Source organism: Stieleria sp. (assembly GCF_041595215.1).
Taxonomy (GTDB): Bacteria; Planctomycetota; Planctomycetia; order Pirellulales; family Pirellulaceae; genus Stieleria; species Stieleria magnilauensis.
On the sequence record NZ_JBFHKV010000047.1, the window covers coordinates 1 to 17060 of the forward strand.

Below are 17060 nucleotides of genomic sequence, written 5' to 3' on the forward strand. Positions count from 1 at the left end.
AGGCGCGAAGAAAGACCTGGTCGACATCGATGGCGAATCCGCCGCCTACTTCGCCCGACAAAACGGCCACCTCAAAATCGCCGAACGGTTGGAAGGACGTTAGGGGGCTAGGTTCCAGGTTCCAGGTTCCAGGTTCCAAGTTCCAAGTTCCAAGTTCCAAGTTCCAAGTCAGTTGGCAGAAAAATGGGGGAGACGGGAAGTAGGCAAGAAAATGGGTGACACGAAAAGTTCGGACCAAAATGCAATCTGACGACCTGCAACTTGGAACTTGGAACTTAAAACTTAAAACCTATCTCCCCGGGACGCAGAGTTCGATCCAGTGTCCGTCGGGGTCTTGGACGAAGGTCTGTTGGGCACCGTCGGGGCGGATTCGGCGGGGGAGTCGGGTCGCCTGATGGGCGTCCAGGTGCTTTTCCCAAGCATCCAGATCATCGACGACGAGCGCCAAGTGGGTGCCACGATGGCTTGAATGCACCGGCAGGTCGCGGTCGCCGATCAAATGCAGTTCTTGATCGACGCCCAAGCGAAACCAGGCACCGGGAAAATCGAACGCCGGACGATCCATCGCCGGCAAACACAGAACGTCCCGGTAGAACGCCACGCTCACCGGAACATCGGCAACATGCAGCGCCACGTGATTGAGTTGATGAACGTTCAACTTGAAACTTGAAACTTGAAACCTGAAACTTGAAACTTCGTCTCGTCCTACGCCGACCTGGCCGCGTATTGCTCGGCGTACTCGATCGTCCACGCGTCGATCACGTCTTCGAATTCTTCCACATCGACTTCCTCGATGTTGCGGAACAAAGACCGATTGAAGATCTCGCGGTTTTCGACGGTCGCCTTGCCCTTCAGATCCAACACACGTAGATCGCTGTAGGGGCGGATGACCATTTCGAATCGACTGTAGGCGTTGGATCGACGTCCGCTTTTGATTCTCAAATCATCGCGATAACACGCCGTTCCCCAACCGACTTCGCCGAACAGGGCTTCCTGGCGAAACCCCGGAAAGGCATCGATGATGCTGCGCATCTTGACTTCGATTCGCTCGGACAACGAGAGCCGATAGGACGTGTGCAGCCGCTTCAGCTCCTCCTCGGTCAACTCCTTGCGTTTCGCTTCGCTGGCCGAATGATCGCGTCGCCGCTGCCCCCGCTGGATCGCTGATTCCAGACGGGATTGAAAATCATCCTTCATTCCGACGCCTCCGTTGGCTTATCGGACCCCGCGTCGCTGGGGCTGGCAGCTTGACCCGATGCGTCGCGTTGCCCGGCTTCACCGCCGACAGCCGCTTGAACAGGTGCCGGTTGAGCGGGTGCCGCTTGAACAGGCGCCGGTGGCGTCGCCGCCGTCACTTGCTCGACCGGTTTGGCCGCTTCGGTCGCCGCGGACTCAGTCTTCGCAGTCTCCGACTTGGCAGCGTCCGACTTGGGTTTGGACTCCTTTGCCGCGGGCGCGTCTTCCTGTTTGGAATAGAACTGCAACAGATCGCCGAACGATCGCAGCGGTTCGTCTCCCTTTTGCATCGCATCGGTGAGCGGTTTTGCTTCGGGCTTGGCGACCACGCGATAAGATTCGGGCTGGCGTGGTTTTCGCGAATCACGACCACCGCGACCACCCTGGCCGCCTCGTCCGCCACGCCCTTGGCCGCCGCGTCCCTGTCCGCCACGACCCTGGCCCCCGCGTCCCTGTCCCTGTCCGCCGCGACCTTGGCCTCCGCGACCTTGGCCGCCGGCCGGTTGATCACCGCGTGCCGCCCCGGCACCCTGAGCGGCCGGTTGTGGTTGGCCGCTGCGTTGACCTTGTCCGCCGCCAGAACGCCCGGCTCCTTGTCGTCCCTGGCCGCCGCCCGAACGGGCGTCGCGTCGGTAACCGCCACGACCTCCGCCGGCATCGCGATTGTGCCGCTCTTTCTCCAGCCGCTCTTCCTGCTGGGGCGAAAGCGCACTCAAGCCGACGCGGCGTCGTTTTTCGTCGATCCCGGTGACCCAAGCGGTGACTACATCACCGACCTGGATCGCTTCGTTGAGATCTTCCACGTATCCGTCGCTCAAACGGCTGACGTGAATCAGTCCGCTGCAATCGGGGGCCAATTCGACAAACACGCCAAAGCTCATCACCCCGACGACGACGCCGACGACCTGGTCGCCCGGTTTGAGCGTCTTCAGTGTGGGCATCGTGTCGAGCACGCCGGGCGGGTCATTGCTGATCGCCGTTTCACCAAACGGATCACACAACCATCCGACCAATTGGTTCACGCGGTGCCGACCGACTTGCCATTCCTTGATGCACTTGTCGATCTTGGCGCGTTCGGGACGGGGGCGTTTGATCGGTTCGGGACTGGAATTCTCCGGCCCGGGACTGGTCGACTCAGCCGTGCCTGCACCCTCGCTGTCGGCCGTCTTGGATTCGGCGTCCTGATTTTCAGAATTCGAAGCAGCGTCCGACTCGTCCGTCGCCGTCGAATCCGAAGCCGCGGCGTCTGGCTCGGCTTCGGCAGCCGGCTCGACCGACGCGATTTCACTGACGTTCTCCGCAGCGGTCTCAGCGGGTGTTTCCGTAGCCGTCTCAGCGGTAGATGACTCGGCTGACTCTGTCGCGGCCGCCGGATCCGCCGACTCGGCCGCGTCGGCGTCCTCACCGATCTTGAATTCGCCCGCCTTTTCGCCGGCATGATCGAAATCTTCGACCGGAGCCGGTTGCTTGGGTTGGGTCGCGTCGACCAATTTGGGTTCAGCGAGGTCGGCCAGTTTTTCGTAGCTGGGGGCTTCGTATCCCGGGGGAGCCGGCGGAGGCAATTCGATTTCGAGCGCCGTCGCCAGTTTCTTGGCCAACCCGTAGTCGTCCGGATGGATCAAGGTCCCGTCGAGCACTTCGTCGCTTTCGAAGACCCGCAGGAACGGAATCGCCTGGCGGGTCTGGACGACCGATTCCCAACCCTCCAATTCCAACAGTTCCTGACGCGAACGCAGCAGGTTTTGTTCGCGTCGGGTGATCAACGAGCGTGCCACGTCGGGGTTCATGCCGGGCAGTTGCTGCAACCAACCCAACGGCGCGGCGTTGCTGTCCACGCCGCCGCGTGACGCGCCACTGGACATGATGTGCCCCAGCGAAATCGACAACGCGTCTTCGGACAGTTCGCTTTGGAACGACGCCAATCGCAGTCGCAAGGGATCAACTTTTGCGTAGGCTTGGGGCGGATGCAACACGGAAAACGCGATCCAGGCTGCGGCACGGAACCGCCGCGGAGTCGATCGCATCTCGGAATTGGCCACGTCGCTGCTGGAATAGGTATCCGCACCGGAGCGATCGGCGACGGTCCAGCGAACCGAATGATCGGGGCTTTGTGCGATCAAGTCTCCCAGCGCGATCAAGCAGGCGCGTCGGGCCGGCCCGTTGCTGACGACGACCAGATCGACGTGATAGTGATGGATCAACTCGCCCATCTTGGCGACGGTTTGCCCACGCACACTTCCGGACAACTGACAGGGCAGATCTTCGCCGTGCAGCACGCGGCCGTCGGACGACACGATGGCCGTCGCGGCGGTCTTCGGCCCGACGGCATCGATCGACATCACGACCTTCGCTTCGACGGGCCCGCGGTTGACCTGGCGTCGCAAGTGGTCCGCCACGACGCTGACCAAGCGGGCCGACGCGCGCTCATGAAGCTCATCCCACCAAGCCGCCTCGGCGGCCTCGCGGATGTCGGCTTCGTGTTGCATCACCACGTCACCCAAGGTGGATTCCAGCCCCGGGTTCAATCCAACCACCGCTCGCTTGATTTCAGCGACCAATTTCGCCGCGTCATACTCAAACGCACACACCGCGACCTGGCTTCGCAACGCCCGGCCGAGCATGACGACTTGAAATGCGCTCAACTTGGTCGCCGGCATCCGCTTCCCTTCCAAGGGCTTCAGGACGCTGACCAGCCACCGACGGCGACGCTGGCGGGGCGAGATTTTTTTCTGTTTTTTCGGCGTCGATGCCTTCGCCTTCGATTTCTTGCCCGTCGGCTTCTCGTCCGGATCCGGCTTGAACCCCGGCAGATCCGATTCGGCGGCTGCACTGCCTTCGGCGGCTGCCGGTGGTTCGCCTTCGGCGTTGGCGGGTTCGCCCTGGCTGGCTTGTGCGTCTGCGTCAGCCGACTCGGACGGCTCCGCGGTCTCGGTCACTGCTTCGGCCGCGGCCGTCGCTTCGGGCTCAGCGGCCGGCGTTTCCGCTTCCGTCGATGCTTCGGCCGAACCTGCATCCGCGGCGGTGGATTCGGCGGGAGCCGCGGCTTCAGCTTGCGCGGTCTCTGCCTCGACGGCAGGTGCCTGTTCGGCGGGTGCCTGCTCGGCGGGTGCCTGCTCGGCAGCAGACTGCGCGGTCGCCGGCTCGGAGGCGTCGGTCGCCGGGGCGGCAGCCTCGGCAGTGTTTGCCTCGGCAGCCTCGCTCGCTTTCACGGCCTTGGCTTCGGCCTTCTCCTCGGCCTTGGCTTTGGCGGCTTGGGCCTGTTCGTTTTCCGCCGCCGCGATGTGGGGATCGTGGACGTCGGAGATATGCAGTTTCGCGTTCCGGCTCAGCCAACGCACCGCGGCGCTGATCACGCGTGGGTCACCGGCCAGTCGCCCGGGAATCGCCTTGGGCAGCCCTTCGACGGCCGCGGCGGCATCGGAGATCGATTCCAAGTTTTCGGCGACCGCGGCGGGATCGGACGGATCGCCTTTTTGGGGATTGAGCATCCGCACGGCCAAGCGATTGGCATCGGAGTCGATTCCGGCGGAGGTTTCTTGGCGGAGTCGTTTACCGAGTCGTTGCAGCGTTCGATTGGAGCCGCTTTTGCGAATCGCGTCACCGATGGCCGGATCGGCCAGCGGGGTGGACTGCCACAGTTCGTGCAATTCGTCGCGATAATCGGCCAGAGACTTCTCTGCATCGACGGCCGCTTTCAGATTCCACAGCGTCGCTTCGTCCAGCCCGCCGAGTTCGTCGCGACGGTAACGTGCTAAGAAAGGCGCTTCATAGCCTTGCTCAATCAGCGGCAAGGCAAGTTTCAGACTCGATGCGTCGCATCGCCCGCGTCGGGCGATGGCTTCTAGATCGACAGCCATGATCAGTCGGTCTCGGTGTTGGTCCGGACGCCACGCACAACGCCGGTGCCAACAAAGCACCAACACGGGCGGCGATCCAGGAATCGTTGGTGTGCCGCGTTGCCGGACGCCGAAATCGGCATTTGACATCCGCAGCGGAAAAATCCCCACGTGGGGCGATCCGGGTGGAATCTCAATTCACAACGAGTTCCCCCCCAGTGTTCGCCGCGCGAGAATAGCGCCGCATGGCCGACCTGTCAACTGAGGGACCCACGAATCAGACGCGCCTCCCCCGGCCGTGAAACTGGGATAACCGGCAAAATCATTCAATTCGCCTTTACTTTCCCAACCGTCAAAGTCGATACCGGTTACGCATACCCGTCGGTTTGCCGACGCCACTAACCTTTGGATTTCGATCGACCATAGAAATTGATGAGCAACTTTGATCAGCGATTGCAGGCGGGATGGAAAGTCTGGTCCGAGGACGATCCATCAGAGTACCACCGACCACCCCGATCGGATCCCCGATGGCTACGTGAACTGGATCAAATTGCGGGCACCGGCCCCCAAAAAACCAGTTCCGTCCCGATCAAAACGCTCGCCCGGTTGCTGCTCAGCGCCCAACGCTGCAACAGCGCCTGGCTGGACGATTTTGCCGACGACGTAGTCGTGATTGATTCCGATTTACACGAAGTGCTGCTGGCCTTTGAGAAGCTTCAACAGGAACCCAAGGGCCCAGCCGAACAGAACCTGAACCGCGGAGTCGCGGCCTGACCGATCCCGGTCAGCCTGCCCGGCTCTGGCGCTAACACCTCCCCCAAAACGTCGTTCGAATCGACGTGATTATTTTCCAAGGAAATGAAACCATGCGTTCCATCGCTGTGATCAACCAGAAAGGCGGGGTTGGAAAAACCACCAGTTCGGTGAACCTTTCGGCAGCCCTGGCCCAATCCGGTCGCCGTGTCTGCGTGATGGATCTGGACCCCCAGGCCCACGCCTCGCTGCACCTCGGCATCACCGCAGTCGACGACCAGCCCAGCATGTACGAAATCCTCTGCGGGGACGCCTCGATCACCGAAGCCAAACGGCGCGTCAACGACAATCTGTGCGTCGTCCCTTCGAATCTGGACCTGGCCGCGGCGGAACTGGAATTGGCCGGCGAAGTCGGTCGAGAAATGATCCTGCGCGACCGACTCGACGACGACCCCGACGAATATGACTACCTGATCCTGGACTGCCCGCCCAGCTTGGGTGTGCTGACCGTCAACGCCCTGGTCGCGGTCAATGAAGTCTTTCTGCCGCTGCAACCCCACTTCCTCGCCCTGCACGGCCTCAGCAAACTGCTCCGCACGATCGAAGTCGTCTCACGCCGTCTCAACGACCAACTTCGCCTCTCCGGCGTCATGCTCTGCATGTACGATTCCAACACCCGATTGGCGGCCGAAGTCAGCACGGACATCGACGAATTCTTTCAAGCCACCAAAGGCGGTCGCGAGTTCTTCCGCGGCGCCCGGTTCTTTGACACGCGCATCCGTCGCAATGTGCGTCTGGCAGAAGCCCCCAGCTTCGGACAGTCGATCTTCCAGTACGCACCCCAAAGCAACGGATCGATCGACTACCAAGCCCTGGCCGAAGAAGTCATCGCGCAAGAACAAAACGCTGAGATGCCCGAGCGCATGGCCGCCTGAGGCTCCGTCAACATTGAGCCCACGGATAGCAGCGCGAACCCACGGATTTTTTGGCATCCTGTCATCCGTGGGTTCTCGCTGCCATCCGTGGGTCTGACCTCCGATGAATAGCCCGGCAAAACTGCTGGACCGCTTCGTCCAGACTGAATCTTAAAGTGAAGCCGTCACGGAACGTCGCCCTTCCCAGCGCCCGCTGCTACTGCTCCCGCATCTGTTTCATTGCCTGGTACCCTTCCCAAGCGATCCGCTGCAGATCGGCCCGATCCTGGTCCGAAAAGACTTTTTTGATCGGCAGATTGTCACGGTCCTTCGTTCGGTCTTTGTTTTGCCAATAGCGGATGTCGGTGATCGAGTCGAGTTTCAGCCCGCGTGGGTCGGCGTCCAAGATGGCAGCGTACAACGTGCAAGCGGTCAGGTACGCCATCGTTTGGTTCAAGTGGGCGTCGTTGACAAAACGCAGGGTCAAATCAGGACGTTGACGCTGACATTCCAGCGCGACCAGTGACATCGGTGCCACCTCGGCATCAATCTTGTCCGCCAACGCGGCGATCGCCTCAGCCTTTTCGATCACCGGCTCCGCATCCGGCATCCCGGTCAACGGTTTGTCGTTTTGCGTGGTCGGCGTCGTTTCATACAAGACGACCTTTCCGCCCTGAGCATGAACCAGCTCCGCAAACTTTGGTGCGTATTGTGCATACAACGACGACGGTCCGCCCTCCACGTCGTCGCGATACGACTGCAACACCACCACGTCCCATCGCGTTCGCGTCGTGTCGTAGTCGTTCAACAGTTTTCGTTGACGTTCAACCGCATACTTGGCGTACTTGTCACGCGGATCCTGGCGCAGTTGGACTTCCAAGTCCTTGATCGTCGCGTTGATCTGATCCGCGGTGAGGGTGCTGGATCGGATGAAATTCTGGCTGCCCAATCGCCAGTGGTCGGCGAGCCGACGGCCGCCATAGATGACGGTTTTGGCTTCCAACTTCACGCTCGGCTGGCCTTCCTCGACCATCGCTTTGACCACATCGGCCAAATTGTGCCTGGCCGTGTAACTGTTGCCGATGAACAGCACGTTCAGCGTTTTGGCCGCCTCCTGCGTCGACGGCTCCGCACCGTGGAACTGCCGAGGGGACTCGATGGCCAGCAAAACCAGCAGTACACAAAGGGGAAGTCTTCTCATGTTGATTCGAATCTGAGGTGAAGAAAAGAAGAGAGCGATCGGAGTTCATCGATCAGCCAACATCCTACGAAAATCGTCTCCGCTGCGGGACACGCTCCGATTCGAATATACTTTGCAGATCCACGAGGCTCCCACTCGCCCCCCGCAGACTTGTAACAGGTTCAAAGATGAGAATCGGATTCCTGCTCGCGATGATCGTCGCTGGCTCCCTTTGCCGTGCCGAGGATTGGCCGCAGTGGCGTGGACCGCGCGGCGATGGAACCAGTCGCGAAACGAGTGTCCCGGTGCAATGGGATGCCGCCACCGGCAAAAACATTCTGTGGAAAACCCCGATCACCGGATCGGGCTATTCATCCCCCGTCCTGTCGGGAGATTCCATTTTCCTGACCTCGTGCGACGAAACCACCCATGCCCGGTTGTTGCATTGCCTGGATCGCGCCAGTGGGCAAATCAAATGGACTCGCGAGGTGATTGCCGCTCCGCTGGAGGGAATGCACAAGTTGAACAGCCACGCCTCGGGCACCCCCGCAGCCGACGATCAACATGTTTATGTCACGTTCTTCCAAACCGATGACACCAGCGGAGAACGCGGCCAGCCCGGCGAGATGATCGTGGCCAAATACGACCACCAGGGCAATCAGGACTGGCTGGTCACTGTCGGCTCGTTCTCCAGCATCCACGGCTACTGCACCAGTCCGGTCTTGTTCGAAGACCTGATTCTTGTAAATGGCGACCACGACGGTGAATCCTACTTGGCGGCACTCAACCAATCGACCGGCGCTTTGGTCTGGAAAACCCCACGCGTGCACCAAACACGCAGCTACGCGACCCCGCTGCTGTGCGAGATCGACGGCGCGGTGCAAGCGGTCATGACGGGCAGCAAACGCGTCGCGGGATTCGATCCCCGGACCGGAAAGCGACTTTGGTGGATCGAAGGTCCGACCGAACAGTTTGTCGCCTCGATGGTCTATGACAACGAAAACTTCTATTTGACCGCCGGTTTTCCGACCTACCATGTGATGTCGATTCGTCCCGGCGGCAACGGCGATGTGACGGAGTCTCACGTCAACTGGCACGTCACCGAAGCGCAAAGCTACGTACCATCACCGGTCGTCACCAACGGCTTGCTGTTCATCGCCGACGACCGCGGCATCGCCCATTGCTTTGACAGTCAAACCGGAGAGCGGGTTTGGCGAGAACGCTTGGGCCGTCACTTCAGCGCGTCCTTGGTGACCGCAAACGGATTGGTCTACTTCACCACCGACGACGGGGAAACCATCGTGATGAAGGCCTCGCGCCAGCCAGAGATCGTTCACAAGAACTCCCTCGGCGAATCGGTGTTCGCCTCCCCGGCGATCTCCAACGGCAAGCTTTACGTTCGCACCCGTGAGCATCTCGTTTGCATCGGCAGCCCCTGACCGGACAGCGAGAATGAAGAGACGCGGGCAGCTCAACAACCCAGCCTCGTCCGAATCTCTTGGTGGATCGCATCGGGTTTTGCCGTCCCGTCGATGTCCAGCACCAACTCCTTCCGCTCAAACAAACTCAACACCGGTTTGGTTTTCGTGTGGTAATCCCTTAACCGCCCCGCCAACGCCTCTTCGGTGTCATCGGGACGCGCACGCAGCCCGCTGCCGCACACGTCGCAAACATCCTCGACCGCCGGCCGGTGCGAAATCAGGTTGTAGTCCAGCCCACATCCGCTGCACAACCGTCGCGACAAGACGCGTTGCCGGACCACTTCGTCGGGGACTTCGATGTGGATCACCGCGTCGATGTCGTACGTCTCCAAAAAGAACAGAGCTTGCGACTCGCTGCGGGGAAATCCATCCAGGATAAAACCGTAGTTCCAATCGTGCTCGTCCAATCGGCGATGCACAATCGTCTCCACCACATCGTCACCGACAAGGTTGCCCGATGAGACGATGCGTTTGACTTGCGCGCCCAGCTTGGTGTGATTCTTGATGTGCCAGCGAAAGATGTCGCCGACACTGATATGCACCAAGTCGAATGCGTCGACCAGCCTGGCCGCCTGCGTTCCCTTGCCACATCCTTGAACACCCATGATCACGTACTTGTGCATCCCACTCAATCTCCGGAACAAACGTCGTGTGTCGCGAAACGGCTCGAAAACAGATCTGGTTGCAAGGAGTGACGTTCGCGCTGCCAAGATCATAGCAATTAAAATGCCGTTGCCCGTAAAATGAGCCACAATGGCCTAATCAGCGCGTCCAAGGGGTCGCGGCCGGTCTTCCGGTGCCCGATCATTTAGCACACGTGCCAGTTCCTGATGCGTTTCCCGCCCGCGTCTTCCACCGCGTCGATCGCGAATTACTCCTGCCCAAGCGTCTCCCATGGCTTTCTTCCGCATGCCCCTGACACTCATCGTTCGACAGTGGCTTCAGCAGTGGCGTCTGCAGTGGTCTCGCGTCTCCGTGCCAGCGGGCATCTGGTTCGCGATGGTCGGCCTTTCGCTTTGTCTCGCCCAGGATTCGACTCCCTCATCGCTGCAACGCCAATTCCCCGGTGCGCTGCCGCTTGAAATCGAAGGCGACATTGCCTCGGAAATGGTCGACGGCATTGACCGGTTCTTGCTTGGCAAATTGGATCAATCCGCCGCCGCCCGCGAACGACATTGGCAACGCGATTTCACTTCCCCGCAGGCCTACGCCCGCTCGGTCCAGCCCAATCGAGACCGCTTGGCCCGCATGCTCGGCGCCCACGAAGACCGCGTTGCGCCGGTCGTCATTGATCGCAACTTCGTCGCCGGCTCCTCAGTCGACGGCTCGCTCTCAGGCTATCGGGTCTATTCGGTTCGGTGGCCGGTGCTCGAAGACCCCGACCCCGGTCGGTCAATCGTTTCGGTTTACGGCGAAGGCCTGTTGCTGGAACCGATCGAACCGACCGCGGTGACGGCAAATGTCGTCGCGATTCCCGATTGTGATCAAACGCCCGCGCAAATCAGTGGAATGGCCGAGGGGGTCGCCCCCGAGCTGCAATTCGCCCGACGACTGGCCGAGCGAGATTGTCGCGTGTTGGTTCCGATGTTGATCAGCCGCGAAATCAAGTCCCGCGGCGGCCGCGCGAAGCTGACCAATCGTGAATACATCTATCGAGCGGCGTTCGAGTTAGGACGACATCCGATCGGTTACGAAGTCCAAATGGTGCGTGCGGCGATCGACAGTTTTGATGCGTCACGCCCGATCGGAGTGATCGGTGCCGGCGAAGGCGGTCGCATCGCCCTGGCCACCGCGGCGCTTGACGAACGGGTCGATGCGATCTGCGTCGGCGGCAGCTTCGGTGCAAGCGAGGCGATTTGGGCCGAACCGATCGATCGCAACGTCTTCGGTTGGTTGGCTGAATTCGGCAACGCGGAAACCCTGTCCCTGGTGGCGCCTCGCAAGGCCTTGATCAATCACTCACGGACACCCGCACGTTCCTTCGACGGCAGCGGTGGCGGCGCCCCAGGAACGATTCGCCCGATTGACGCCACCGAAGGCCGAAAAGAAGTCGAACGGGCCAGACAGCTCGTCCGTCCCTTGATCAAAAACCAGCAATGGCAAATCGACGAAACAACGTTCCGCGACGCACCTTGCGATCAAGCCACCACGGACCGCTTCGTCGAACGGTTGATCAATCGTCCCAATGCCGATCGACCCAGTGCCGATCAACCACAGCGAGACGTCGATGTGGTTCGACAGGTCGATGAAGCGGCCATGCAAACGCGACTGGTGGAACAGCTCGATCGACACAATCAATTGCTGTTGCGTGAATCCCCATTCGTCCGCAGCACGTTCATGAAAGGTCTCAACACGAATTCAATCGAGGACTATGTTCAGTCTTCACAGCGCTATCGGCAGATCTTTCGCGACGAAGTCATCGGGCGCTTCGACGATCCGTTGTTGCCGCCAAACGCCCGCGTGCGACAAACGTGGCAGCAACCGGGATGGACGGGCTACGAAGTGGTCCTGGACGTCTTTGAAGACGTGATCGCCTACGGGGTGCTGATCGTGCCCGATGACATCGGGCACGGTGAAAAACGTCCGGTTGTGGTCTGCCAACATGGCTTGGAAGGCCGCCCCACCGATACCTTTCTGGGCGATCACCGAGCCTACCATGACTTTGCCGCCCAGCTTGCGCGGCGCGGATTCATCACCTTCGCACCGCAGAACCCGTATCTGTTCAAAGATCGTTTTCGAACGCTGCAACGCAAAGCGAATCCGTTAGGCAAGACGCTGTTCTCGGTGATCGTTCCCCAGCATCAACAGATCGTCGATTGGCTCCAGTCGCTGCCCCAAGTCGACCCGCGGCGGATCGCGTTTTATGGTCTCAGCTACGGCGGAAAATCGGCGATGCGAATCCCCGCCCTCGTGACCGACTACTGTCTCTCGATCTGCTCGGCCGACTTCAATGAATGGGTGCTCAAGAACGCATCGACGCGGCACCCGTTCAGCTACGTCGGAACCGGCGAGTACGAGATCTTTGAATGGAACCTCGGTGAGACCTTCAACTACTCGGAAATGGCGGCTCTGATTTGCCCGCGTCCGTTCATGGTCGAACGCGGACACTTTGACGGTGTCGCAACCGACCAGTGGGTTGCGTATGAATACGCCAAGGTGCGCAACCTCTACGCCGCCCGCCTCAAGATCGGTGAGCGAACCGAAATCGAATGGTTCGACGGCCCCCACACCATCAACGGCCAAGGCACGTTCGATTTTCTGCACAAGCATCTGAACTGGCCCAAGCCACCCGCCGAGTAGGGCATGCTGTGCATGCCATCGGCGCGTAGCGCGTAGGGCATGCTGTGCATGCCATCGGCCTCCCGGTAGTGCATGCCCTCAGGCTAATTCACCACATTCCGCAATGGCTCGCCTAACAGCGCCCGCAACACTTCTTTGGCCCCCTTGGTGCGGAACTCCTCGCAGCCTTCGTCGCAGTAATACGCGGTGTGGGGATTGAGCAACAATCGATCGTGGGCAGCGTGGTTGGGGTCACGCCACGCCGCCAGCACCGGGCTGTCGTGTGGCGGCGGTTCGTGTTCCAACACATCGATGCCGGCTCCGGCCAGCCGACCGCTCGCCAACGCCTCCACCACCGCAGCCGTGTCCACGATGCCGCCCCGCGCCGTGTTGACCAAAAACGAACCACGCGGCATCCGCGCGATTTGCGGACCGGCGATCATTCCCCGCGTTTCCTCGGTCAGCGGGCAATGCACACTGACGATGTGCGACGTCGCCAACAGTTCATCGAGCCGTTCGATTCGGCGGATCCCCAATGCCTTGTCCAGGCCGTCGGGGCGATACGGATCATAAAACGCCACCTCCAGCCCGAACGCTTTGGCACGAAGCGCCGCGGCAGTTCCGATGCGTCCGCAGCCGATGATCCCGAAACGCCGACCGCGGAGCCGAGCAATCGGGGTGGCTTGGTCGACGTTCCACTGACCGACGCCACGTCGCAGTCGGCTGTTGAGCAAATGGGTGCCGCGGGCGAGCGAGACTGCCATGGCGACGGCCGAATCGGCGACTTCTTCAGTCCCATAGTCCGGTACATTGCAAACCGGAATCCCTCGCTGCCGCGCCGCAGCCAGATCAATCGCATCGTAGCCGACACCTGGGCGCACGATCGCGCGGCACTGTTTCAGCCGATCGATGCAGGATTTCGAGAACGTCAAATAGTGATAGACCATCACCGCATCGGCGTCTTCGATCTGTCCGATCAAGTCCGCTTCACACTTCGCGTCCAACGCCACCACGTCGGCGACTTCATCCAACACGCCGCGCTCGGCGTCCAGCGGCTCGGTGATCAAATCGGTGATCACCACCTTGAATCGTTTGTTCATGTGCCACCTTGCTCCTGAAACCAATCGTGCAGTTGCCCGGCAAGCTCCTTCCGCAACGACGCGTACTCAGGTCGCGCCGACAAATCGTTTCGCTCGTCCGGGTCATTTCTCAAGTCAAACAGTTGCACCTTGTCGATCAACGGATAGTGAATCAGTTTCCAACGCGATGTCCGAATCATCCGTTGTGCGTCATGGTAATACCCGAAGACTGCCGGATGGATTTCGCTTGCGGTTCCATTCAAGACCGCTGCGAAACTTTTGGCGTCCACCGAATCGGGAATCGAAATTCCGGCCAGCTCACACGTCGTCGGATACATGTCCCGCAAGTAGATTTGTGCTTCGGTGCGTTCGCCTTGTGGAATCCCCGGACCGGCGATGATGAACGGCACTCCGATCGTGTGATCGTACATGTTTTGCTTGCCCATCAACCCGTGGCTGCCCAACGCCAAACCGTGGTCGCTGGTGAAGATGATCACGGTGTTGTCGTACCTGTCCGACTGCTGTAACGATTTTAAGATCCGTCCGATGTGATGGTCCATATCGTCGATGACGGCATAGTAGGCTGCGATCTCTCGGCGAACCTCGTGCTCGGTGCGAGGCCATGGCAACAGTTGTTCGTCACGGCCTTTCAAATTTCCGTGGTCGAACGGATGCTCTGGCAGCAGGTTGGCCGGCAGGGGGACGGTGGCGGGATCGTATTTGCCGTCGTACCCCGGCGGGATGATCAGCGGATCATGCGGCGCGGTGAAATTGACGTGCAGAAAAAATGGCTGATCCGAATCACGCTCGAGCAGCGCGATCGCGCCATCGGCGATGTGCTTGCTCGTTTCGCCGACCAATCCAATCCCTTTCTCCAGCTCCGGTTTGCCGTCATCGGTCTTGAACGTCCAGCCGCGGTAACCGGTGATCAGTCGTCCAAATCGCCCGTATCGCGGTTCTTTTCCCTGTGCGCCAGCGCCGCCACTGCTGAACAATCCACTTGTTTCGTCGTAGCCACGCGTTTTCGGCGAGCCGTCATTCATCCACTTGCCCGAGTACCAGGTTTGGTAGCCGGCGTCACGCAGCGCGTCCGCCCAAAACGTCTGCCCCGGTTTCAAGCGGCCGCCTCCGTAGGGGACGCCATTTCGAAACGCGGTCGCGCCGGTCAGGATTTCGGCGCGGCTGGGCACACACAACGGAAACGCACAGGTCGCCCGCGTAAACGTCATTCCCTCGCGAACCAGACGATCCAAATTCGGCGTCTCGATCACCGGGTTGCCCAGCGCGGCGATCGTGTCGGGGCGCTGATCATCGCTGACGATGACCAGAAAGTTCGGACGCGGATCGGCGGCGAATGCACTTTCTGACCAACAACCTGGCAAGAACAACAGGGCCGTCACGAACACAGATGCAAAGGCTCGAATTCCAGTCATCGTGATCTGCATGGTGTCATCTGTCGTGGTAAGTTAGATCTGCGGAGTTGCAGGACGTGTTGTCGCTTGCGTCGATGCTCCGAATGCAACGCGATGATCTTAATGGATCCCGCCATACGACGGTTGTTCACTCGGAACCCACTCATGACCGACAACGAAAAGAACCTCGATACCGCCAACCTTGTGACAGTTGCCGAACGGACCGATGAATTGTCGGCTTCGATCGTGGTGTCGGTGCTTCAGGACGCCGGAATCCGCGCCATCGCGACCGGTGGATTCACGTCCGGTTTTCGCGCCGAAGCGCCCGGAATGGTCAAGATCAAAACGTTCGAAGAGGATGCCCAGCGCGCCCGCCAAGTGATCGATGAAATCAAAATGGATCCACCGGTGTTTGACGACTAGGCCTTCGCCCAAACAAATCATCCAGATCGAGCACGGCTTCGGGAGCCGCCAGCGGAGAGATCCGATCACCGCGACGAGCGATCGTGTGGTCCGTGAAGGCTTTACCTTGCGGAGTGCGAAAAACGTGGACGCAGGCACCACCGGCGTCGACCAGCCAGTATTCCTGAATCCCGGCTTCGGCATACAACTCCGCCTTCTCTTGAAGATCATAATTCAAGCTACTGTGCGACACTTCAATCGCGAGCTTGACGTCTTCGGCCGATGGATGCTTTTCTTGATAGCGTCCCGCGCGGACCCAAAGCAAATCAGGCTCTGGGCGGCTGTGGAGGCTCGCGAGGTCTAATCCCGTCTGCGCTGTCACGGAGATTTGATCGGCCGACGTGGAGCGTGCTGACCAGCCAGTGAGATACATGATCAAATCGTCGTGCAGCGGTCCGGCCGGATTTATTTCACGAAGTTCCCCGCGAATCAATTCAACTTTGCGATGGAGGTGATCAAACGCGCCGCACGTCACCATGCGATCGAATTCGGCCGCGGTTAAATGCAAACTGGTGCTCATCTCTCATGCTTGAAAAAGTCAACAATACGGTCGTTCGCGGAAGCATTCATATCATAACTTGTTGCCATCTGGCACGTCAAAGCATGCCACTGGCACGCAGCACCGCTTCGTGCGTGGCGATGTCGTGCTCGGCGTCCCAACGCAGTTTTTTCTCGCCACGGATAACGCTTGCCAAGTCCATGAACTCCGCATCGTAGCGTCCCGACGGACTTTCGAACGTCACGTCCTGATATCCCTTTTTGAATTCGCCACGGGGACGGTCCAGCCCCAGCCGACCTTTCGGTGTCGGTTCCAGCGGGCGAATTTCAAACGTGCCTTCCGTCCCGGTGATCGAGAACTGTCGACGCGCGCCGCCCATCGGATCAATGTGGTTGCAACGAATCGTCGCGATCGCTTTGGGATAATCAAACACCGCCAACTGGTTGTCCGCGAACGTGTCTTTCTCGGGAAACGTCCGCCGCAAATGAGACGTCACCTTGTCCGGCGGTCCGAGCAACGAAACGACCTGATCGATCAGATGACAGGCCAGTTCGAACATGCCGCCGCCGGGTATCTTTGCCAGTTCCAATCGGCCGCCGTCGTTCATGAACTTTCCCATCATGCCGCTGATCTCGGTGATCTCCCCCAGCCAACCGTCACGGACGATCCGATCGGCAAATTGGAACGCAGGGTTGTAACGCAACATGTAGCCCATCTGGATGGTCAGATTTTGATCCGTCGCGATTTGGTGCATCGCACGGCAGGCCTCCAACGATTCGCCGGCCGGTTTGTCCAGGTGAATGTGTTTCCCAGCCTTCAAACAACGCACCGCGGTCGGCACCAGATTGGCAATATCCGTCTCCACCGCGACGGCTTGCAGCCCAGGCGTCGAAAGCAGTTCCGACTCGGTCAACCACGTCACGCGTCGG

14 protein-coding genes are annotated in these 17060 nt (G+C 60.0%); 5 read left to right on the forward strand and 9 right to left on the reverse strand.

Annotated features, from left to right (window positions below; genetic code table 11):
• Window positions 1-289: 289 nt before the first annotated feature.
• The 3 genes from ABX749_RS03325 to ABX749_RS03335 are packed head-to-tail and all read right to left on the reverse strand — an operon-like array spanning window position 290 to window position 5093.
• Entirely contained in the window at window positions 290-658 is a 369-nt protein-coding gene (locus tag ABX749_RS03325; RefSeq protein WP_372894749.1) for a VOC family protein, read from the reverse strand.
• A gap of 47 nt (window positions 659-705) precedes the next feature.
• The gene (locus ABX749_RS03330; RefSeq protein ID WP_145208685.1) at window positions 706-1197 is read right to left on the reverse strand and encodes a hypothetical protein; all 492 of its coding nucleotides are present in this window, start codon (window positions 1195-1197) and stop codon (window positions 706-708) included.
• Window positions 1194-5093, reverse strand: a complete 3900-nt coding sequence (locus tag ABX749_RS03335; protein WP_372894750.1) for a S1 RNA-binding domain-containing protein — start codon at window positions 5091-5093, stop codon at window positions 1194-1196. Before ABX749_RS03335 ends, ABX749_RS03330 begins: the two co-directional genes overlap by 4 nt.
• Before the next feature lie 411 nt (window positions 5094-5504).
• Between ABX749_RS03335 and ABX749_RS03340 the strand changes: the two genes are divergently transcribed.
• A complete protein-coding gene (locus tag ABX749_RS03340; protein ID WP_372894751.1) occupies window positions 5505-5846 on the forward strand; it encodes a hypothetical protein in 342 nt (113 codons plus the stop codon).
• 92 nt (window positions 5847-5938) lie between these two features.
• A complete protein-coding gene (locus ABX749_RS03345; RefSeq protein WP_145208681.1) occupies window positions 5939-6760 on the forward strand; it encodes a ParA family protein in 822 nt (273 codons plus the stop codon).
• Window positions 6761-6956: 196 nt separating this feature from the next.
• Here ABX749_RS03345 and ABX749_RS03350 read toward each other — a convergent pair whose 3' ends face one another.
• Entirely contained in the window at window positions 6957-7940 is a 984-nt protein-coding gene (locus ABX749_RS03350; protein ID WP_372894752.1) for a hypothetical protein, read from the reverse strand.
• A gap of 167 nt (window positions 7941-8107) precedes the next feature.
• On the opposite strand from ABX749_RS03350, the gene ABX749_RS03355 reads away from it, so the two are divergent.
• Complete coding sequence (locus ABX749_RS03355; RefSeq protein ID WP_372894753.1) at window positions 8108-9358, forward strand: PQQ-binding-like beta-propeller repeat protein; 1251 nt, start codon at window positions 8108-8110, stop codon at window positions 9356-9358.
• Between the two features lie 32 nt (window positions 9359-9390).
• Here ABX749_RS03355 and ABX749_RS03360 read toward each other — a convergent pair whose 3' ends face one another.
• Window positions 9391-10023 carry a nucleoside monophosphate kinase gene (locus ABX749_RS03360; protein WP_145208675.1) on the reverse strand — a complete coding sequence of 211 codons (633 nt, stop codon included), beginning with the start codon at window positions 10021-10023 and terminating at the stop codon, window positions 9391-9393.
• 286 nt (window positions 10024-10309) lie between these two features.
• On the opposite strand from ABX749_RS03360, the gene ABX749_RS03365 reads away from it, so the two are divergent.
• Window positions 10310-12700, forward strand: a complete 2391-nt coding sequence (locus ABX749_RS03365) for a hypothetical protein (protein WP_372894754.1) — start codon at window positions 10310-10312, stop codon at window positions 12698-12700.
• A gap of 83 nt (window positions 12701-12783) precedes the next feature.
• Here ABX749_RS03365 and ABX749_RS03370 read toward each other — a convergent pair whose 3' ends face one another.
• Both ABX749_RS03370 and ABX749_RS03375 read right to left on the reverse strand, forming a co-directional pair.
• On the reverse strand, window positions 12784-13779 hold the full coding sequence (locus ABX749_RS03370; RefSeq protein WP_372894755.1) for a C-terminal binding protein: 996 nt from the start codon (window positions 13777-13779) through the stop codon (window positions 12784-12786).
• Window positions 13776-15191 carry a sulfatase-like hydrolase/transferase gene (locus tag ABX749_RS03375; protein WP_372894756.1) on the reverse strand — a complete coding sequence of 472 codons (1416 nt, stop codon included), beginning with the start codon at window positions 15189-15191 and terminating at the stop codon, window positions 13776-13778. Before ABX749_RS03375 ends, ABX749_RS03370 begins: the two co-directional genes overlap by 4 nt.
• 144 nt (window positions 15192-15335) lie before the next feature.
• Here ABX749_RS03375 and ABX749_RS03380 point away from each other — a divergent pair, with 144 nt between their 5' ends.
• On the forward strand, window positions 15336-15593 hold the full coding sequence (locus ABX749_RS03380; RefSeq protein ID WP_372894757.1) for a putative signal transducing protein: 258 nt from the start codon (window positions 15336-15338) through the stop codon (window positions 15591-15593).
• Here the strand turns inward: ABX749_RS03380 and ABX749_RS03385 are convergent.
• Window positions 15562-16152, reverse strand: a complete 591-nt coding sequence (locus ABX749_RS03385; RefSeq protein ID WP_372894758.1) for a Uma2 family endonuclease — start codon at window positions 16150-16152, stop codon at window positions 15562-15564. The two genes, ABX749_RS03380 and ABX749_RS03385, sit on opposite strands and share 32 nt — an antisense overlap.
• A 76-nt stretch (window positions 16153-16228) precedes the next feature.
• Window positions 16229-17060: Gfo/Idh/MocA family protein (locus ABX749_RS03390; RefSeq protein ID WP_372894759.1), on the reverse strand; the 832-nt coding region annotated here is incomplete at its 5' end.

Bases quoted from the DNA above. Each gene is read 5' to 3' on its own strand.
- ABX749_RS03340 (WP_372894751.1), top strand. From the start codon at position 5,505: ATGAGCAACTTTGATCAGCGATTGCAGGCGGGATGGAAAGTCTGGTCC.
- ABX749_RS03345 (WP_145208681.1), top strand. From the start codon at position 5,939: ATGCGTTCCATCGCTGTGATCAACCAGAAAGGCGGGGTTGGAAAAACC.
- ABX749_RS03380 (WP_372894757.1), top strand. From the start codon at position 15,336: ATGACCGACAACGAAAAGAACCTCGATACCGCCAACCTTGTGACAGTT.
- ABX749_RS03355 (WP_372894753.1), top strand. From the start codon at position 8,108: ATGAGAATCGGATTCCTGCTCGCGATGATCGTCGCTGGCTCCCTTTGC.
- ABX749_RS03385 (WP_372894758.1), bottom strand. From the start codon at position 16,152: ATGAGCACCAGTTTGCATTTAACCGCGGCCGAATTCGATCGCATGGTG.
- ABX749_RS03375 (WP_372894756.1), bottom strand. From the start codon at position 15,191: ATGACTGGAATTCGAGCCTTTGCATCTGTGTTCGTGACGGCCCTGTTG.
- ABX749_RS03360 (WP_145208675.1), bottom strand. From the start codon at position 10,023: ATGCACAAGTACGTGATCATGGGTGTTCAAGGATGTGGCAAGGGAACG.
- ABX749_RS03335 (WP_372894750.1), bottom strand. From the start codon at position 5,093: ATGGCTGTCGATCTAGAAGCCATCGCCCGACGCGGGCGATGCGACGCA.
- ABX749_RS03370 (WP_372894755.1), bottom strand. From the start codon at position 13,779: ATGAACAAACGATTCAAGGTGGTGATCACCGATTTGATCACCGAGCCG.
- ABX749_RS03365 (WP_372894754.1), top strand. From the start codon at position 10,310: ATGCCCCTGACACTCATCGTTCGACAGTGGCTTCAGCAGTGGCGTCTG.
- ABX749_RS03330 (WP_145208685.1), bottom strand. From the start codon at position 1,197: ATGAAGGATGATTTTCAATCCCGTCTGGAATCAGCGATCCAGCGGGGG.
- ABX749_RS03350 (WP_372894752.1), bottom strand. From the start codon at position 7,940: ATGAGAAGACTTCCCCTTTGTGTACTGCTGGTTTTGCTGGCCATCGAG.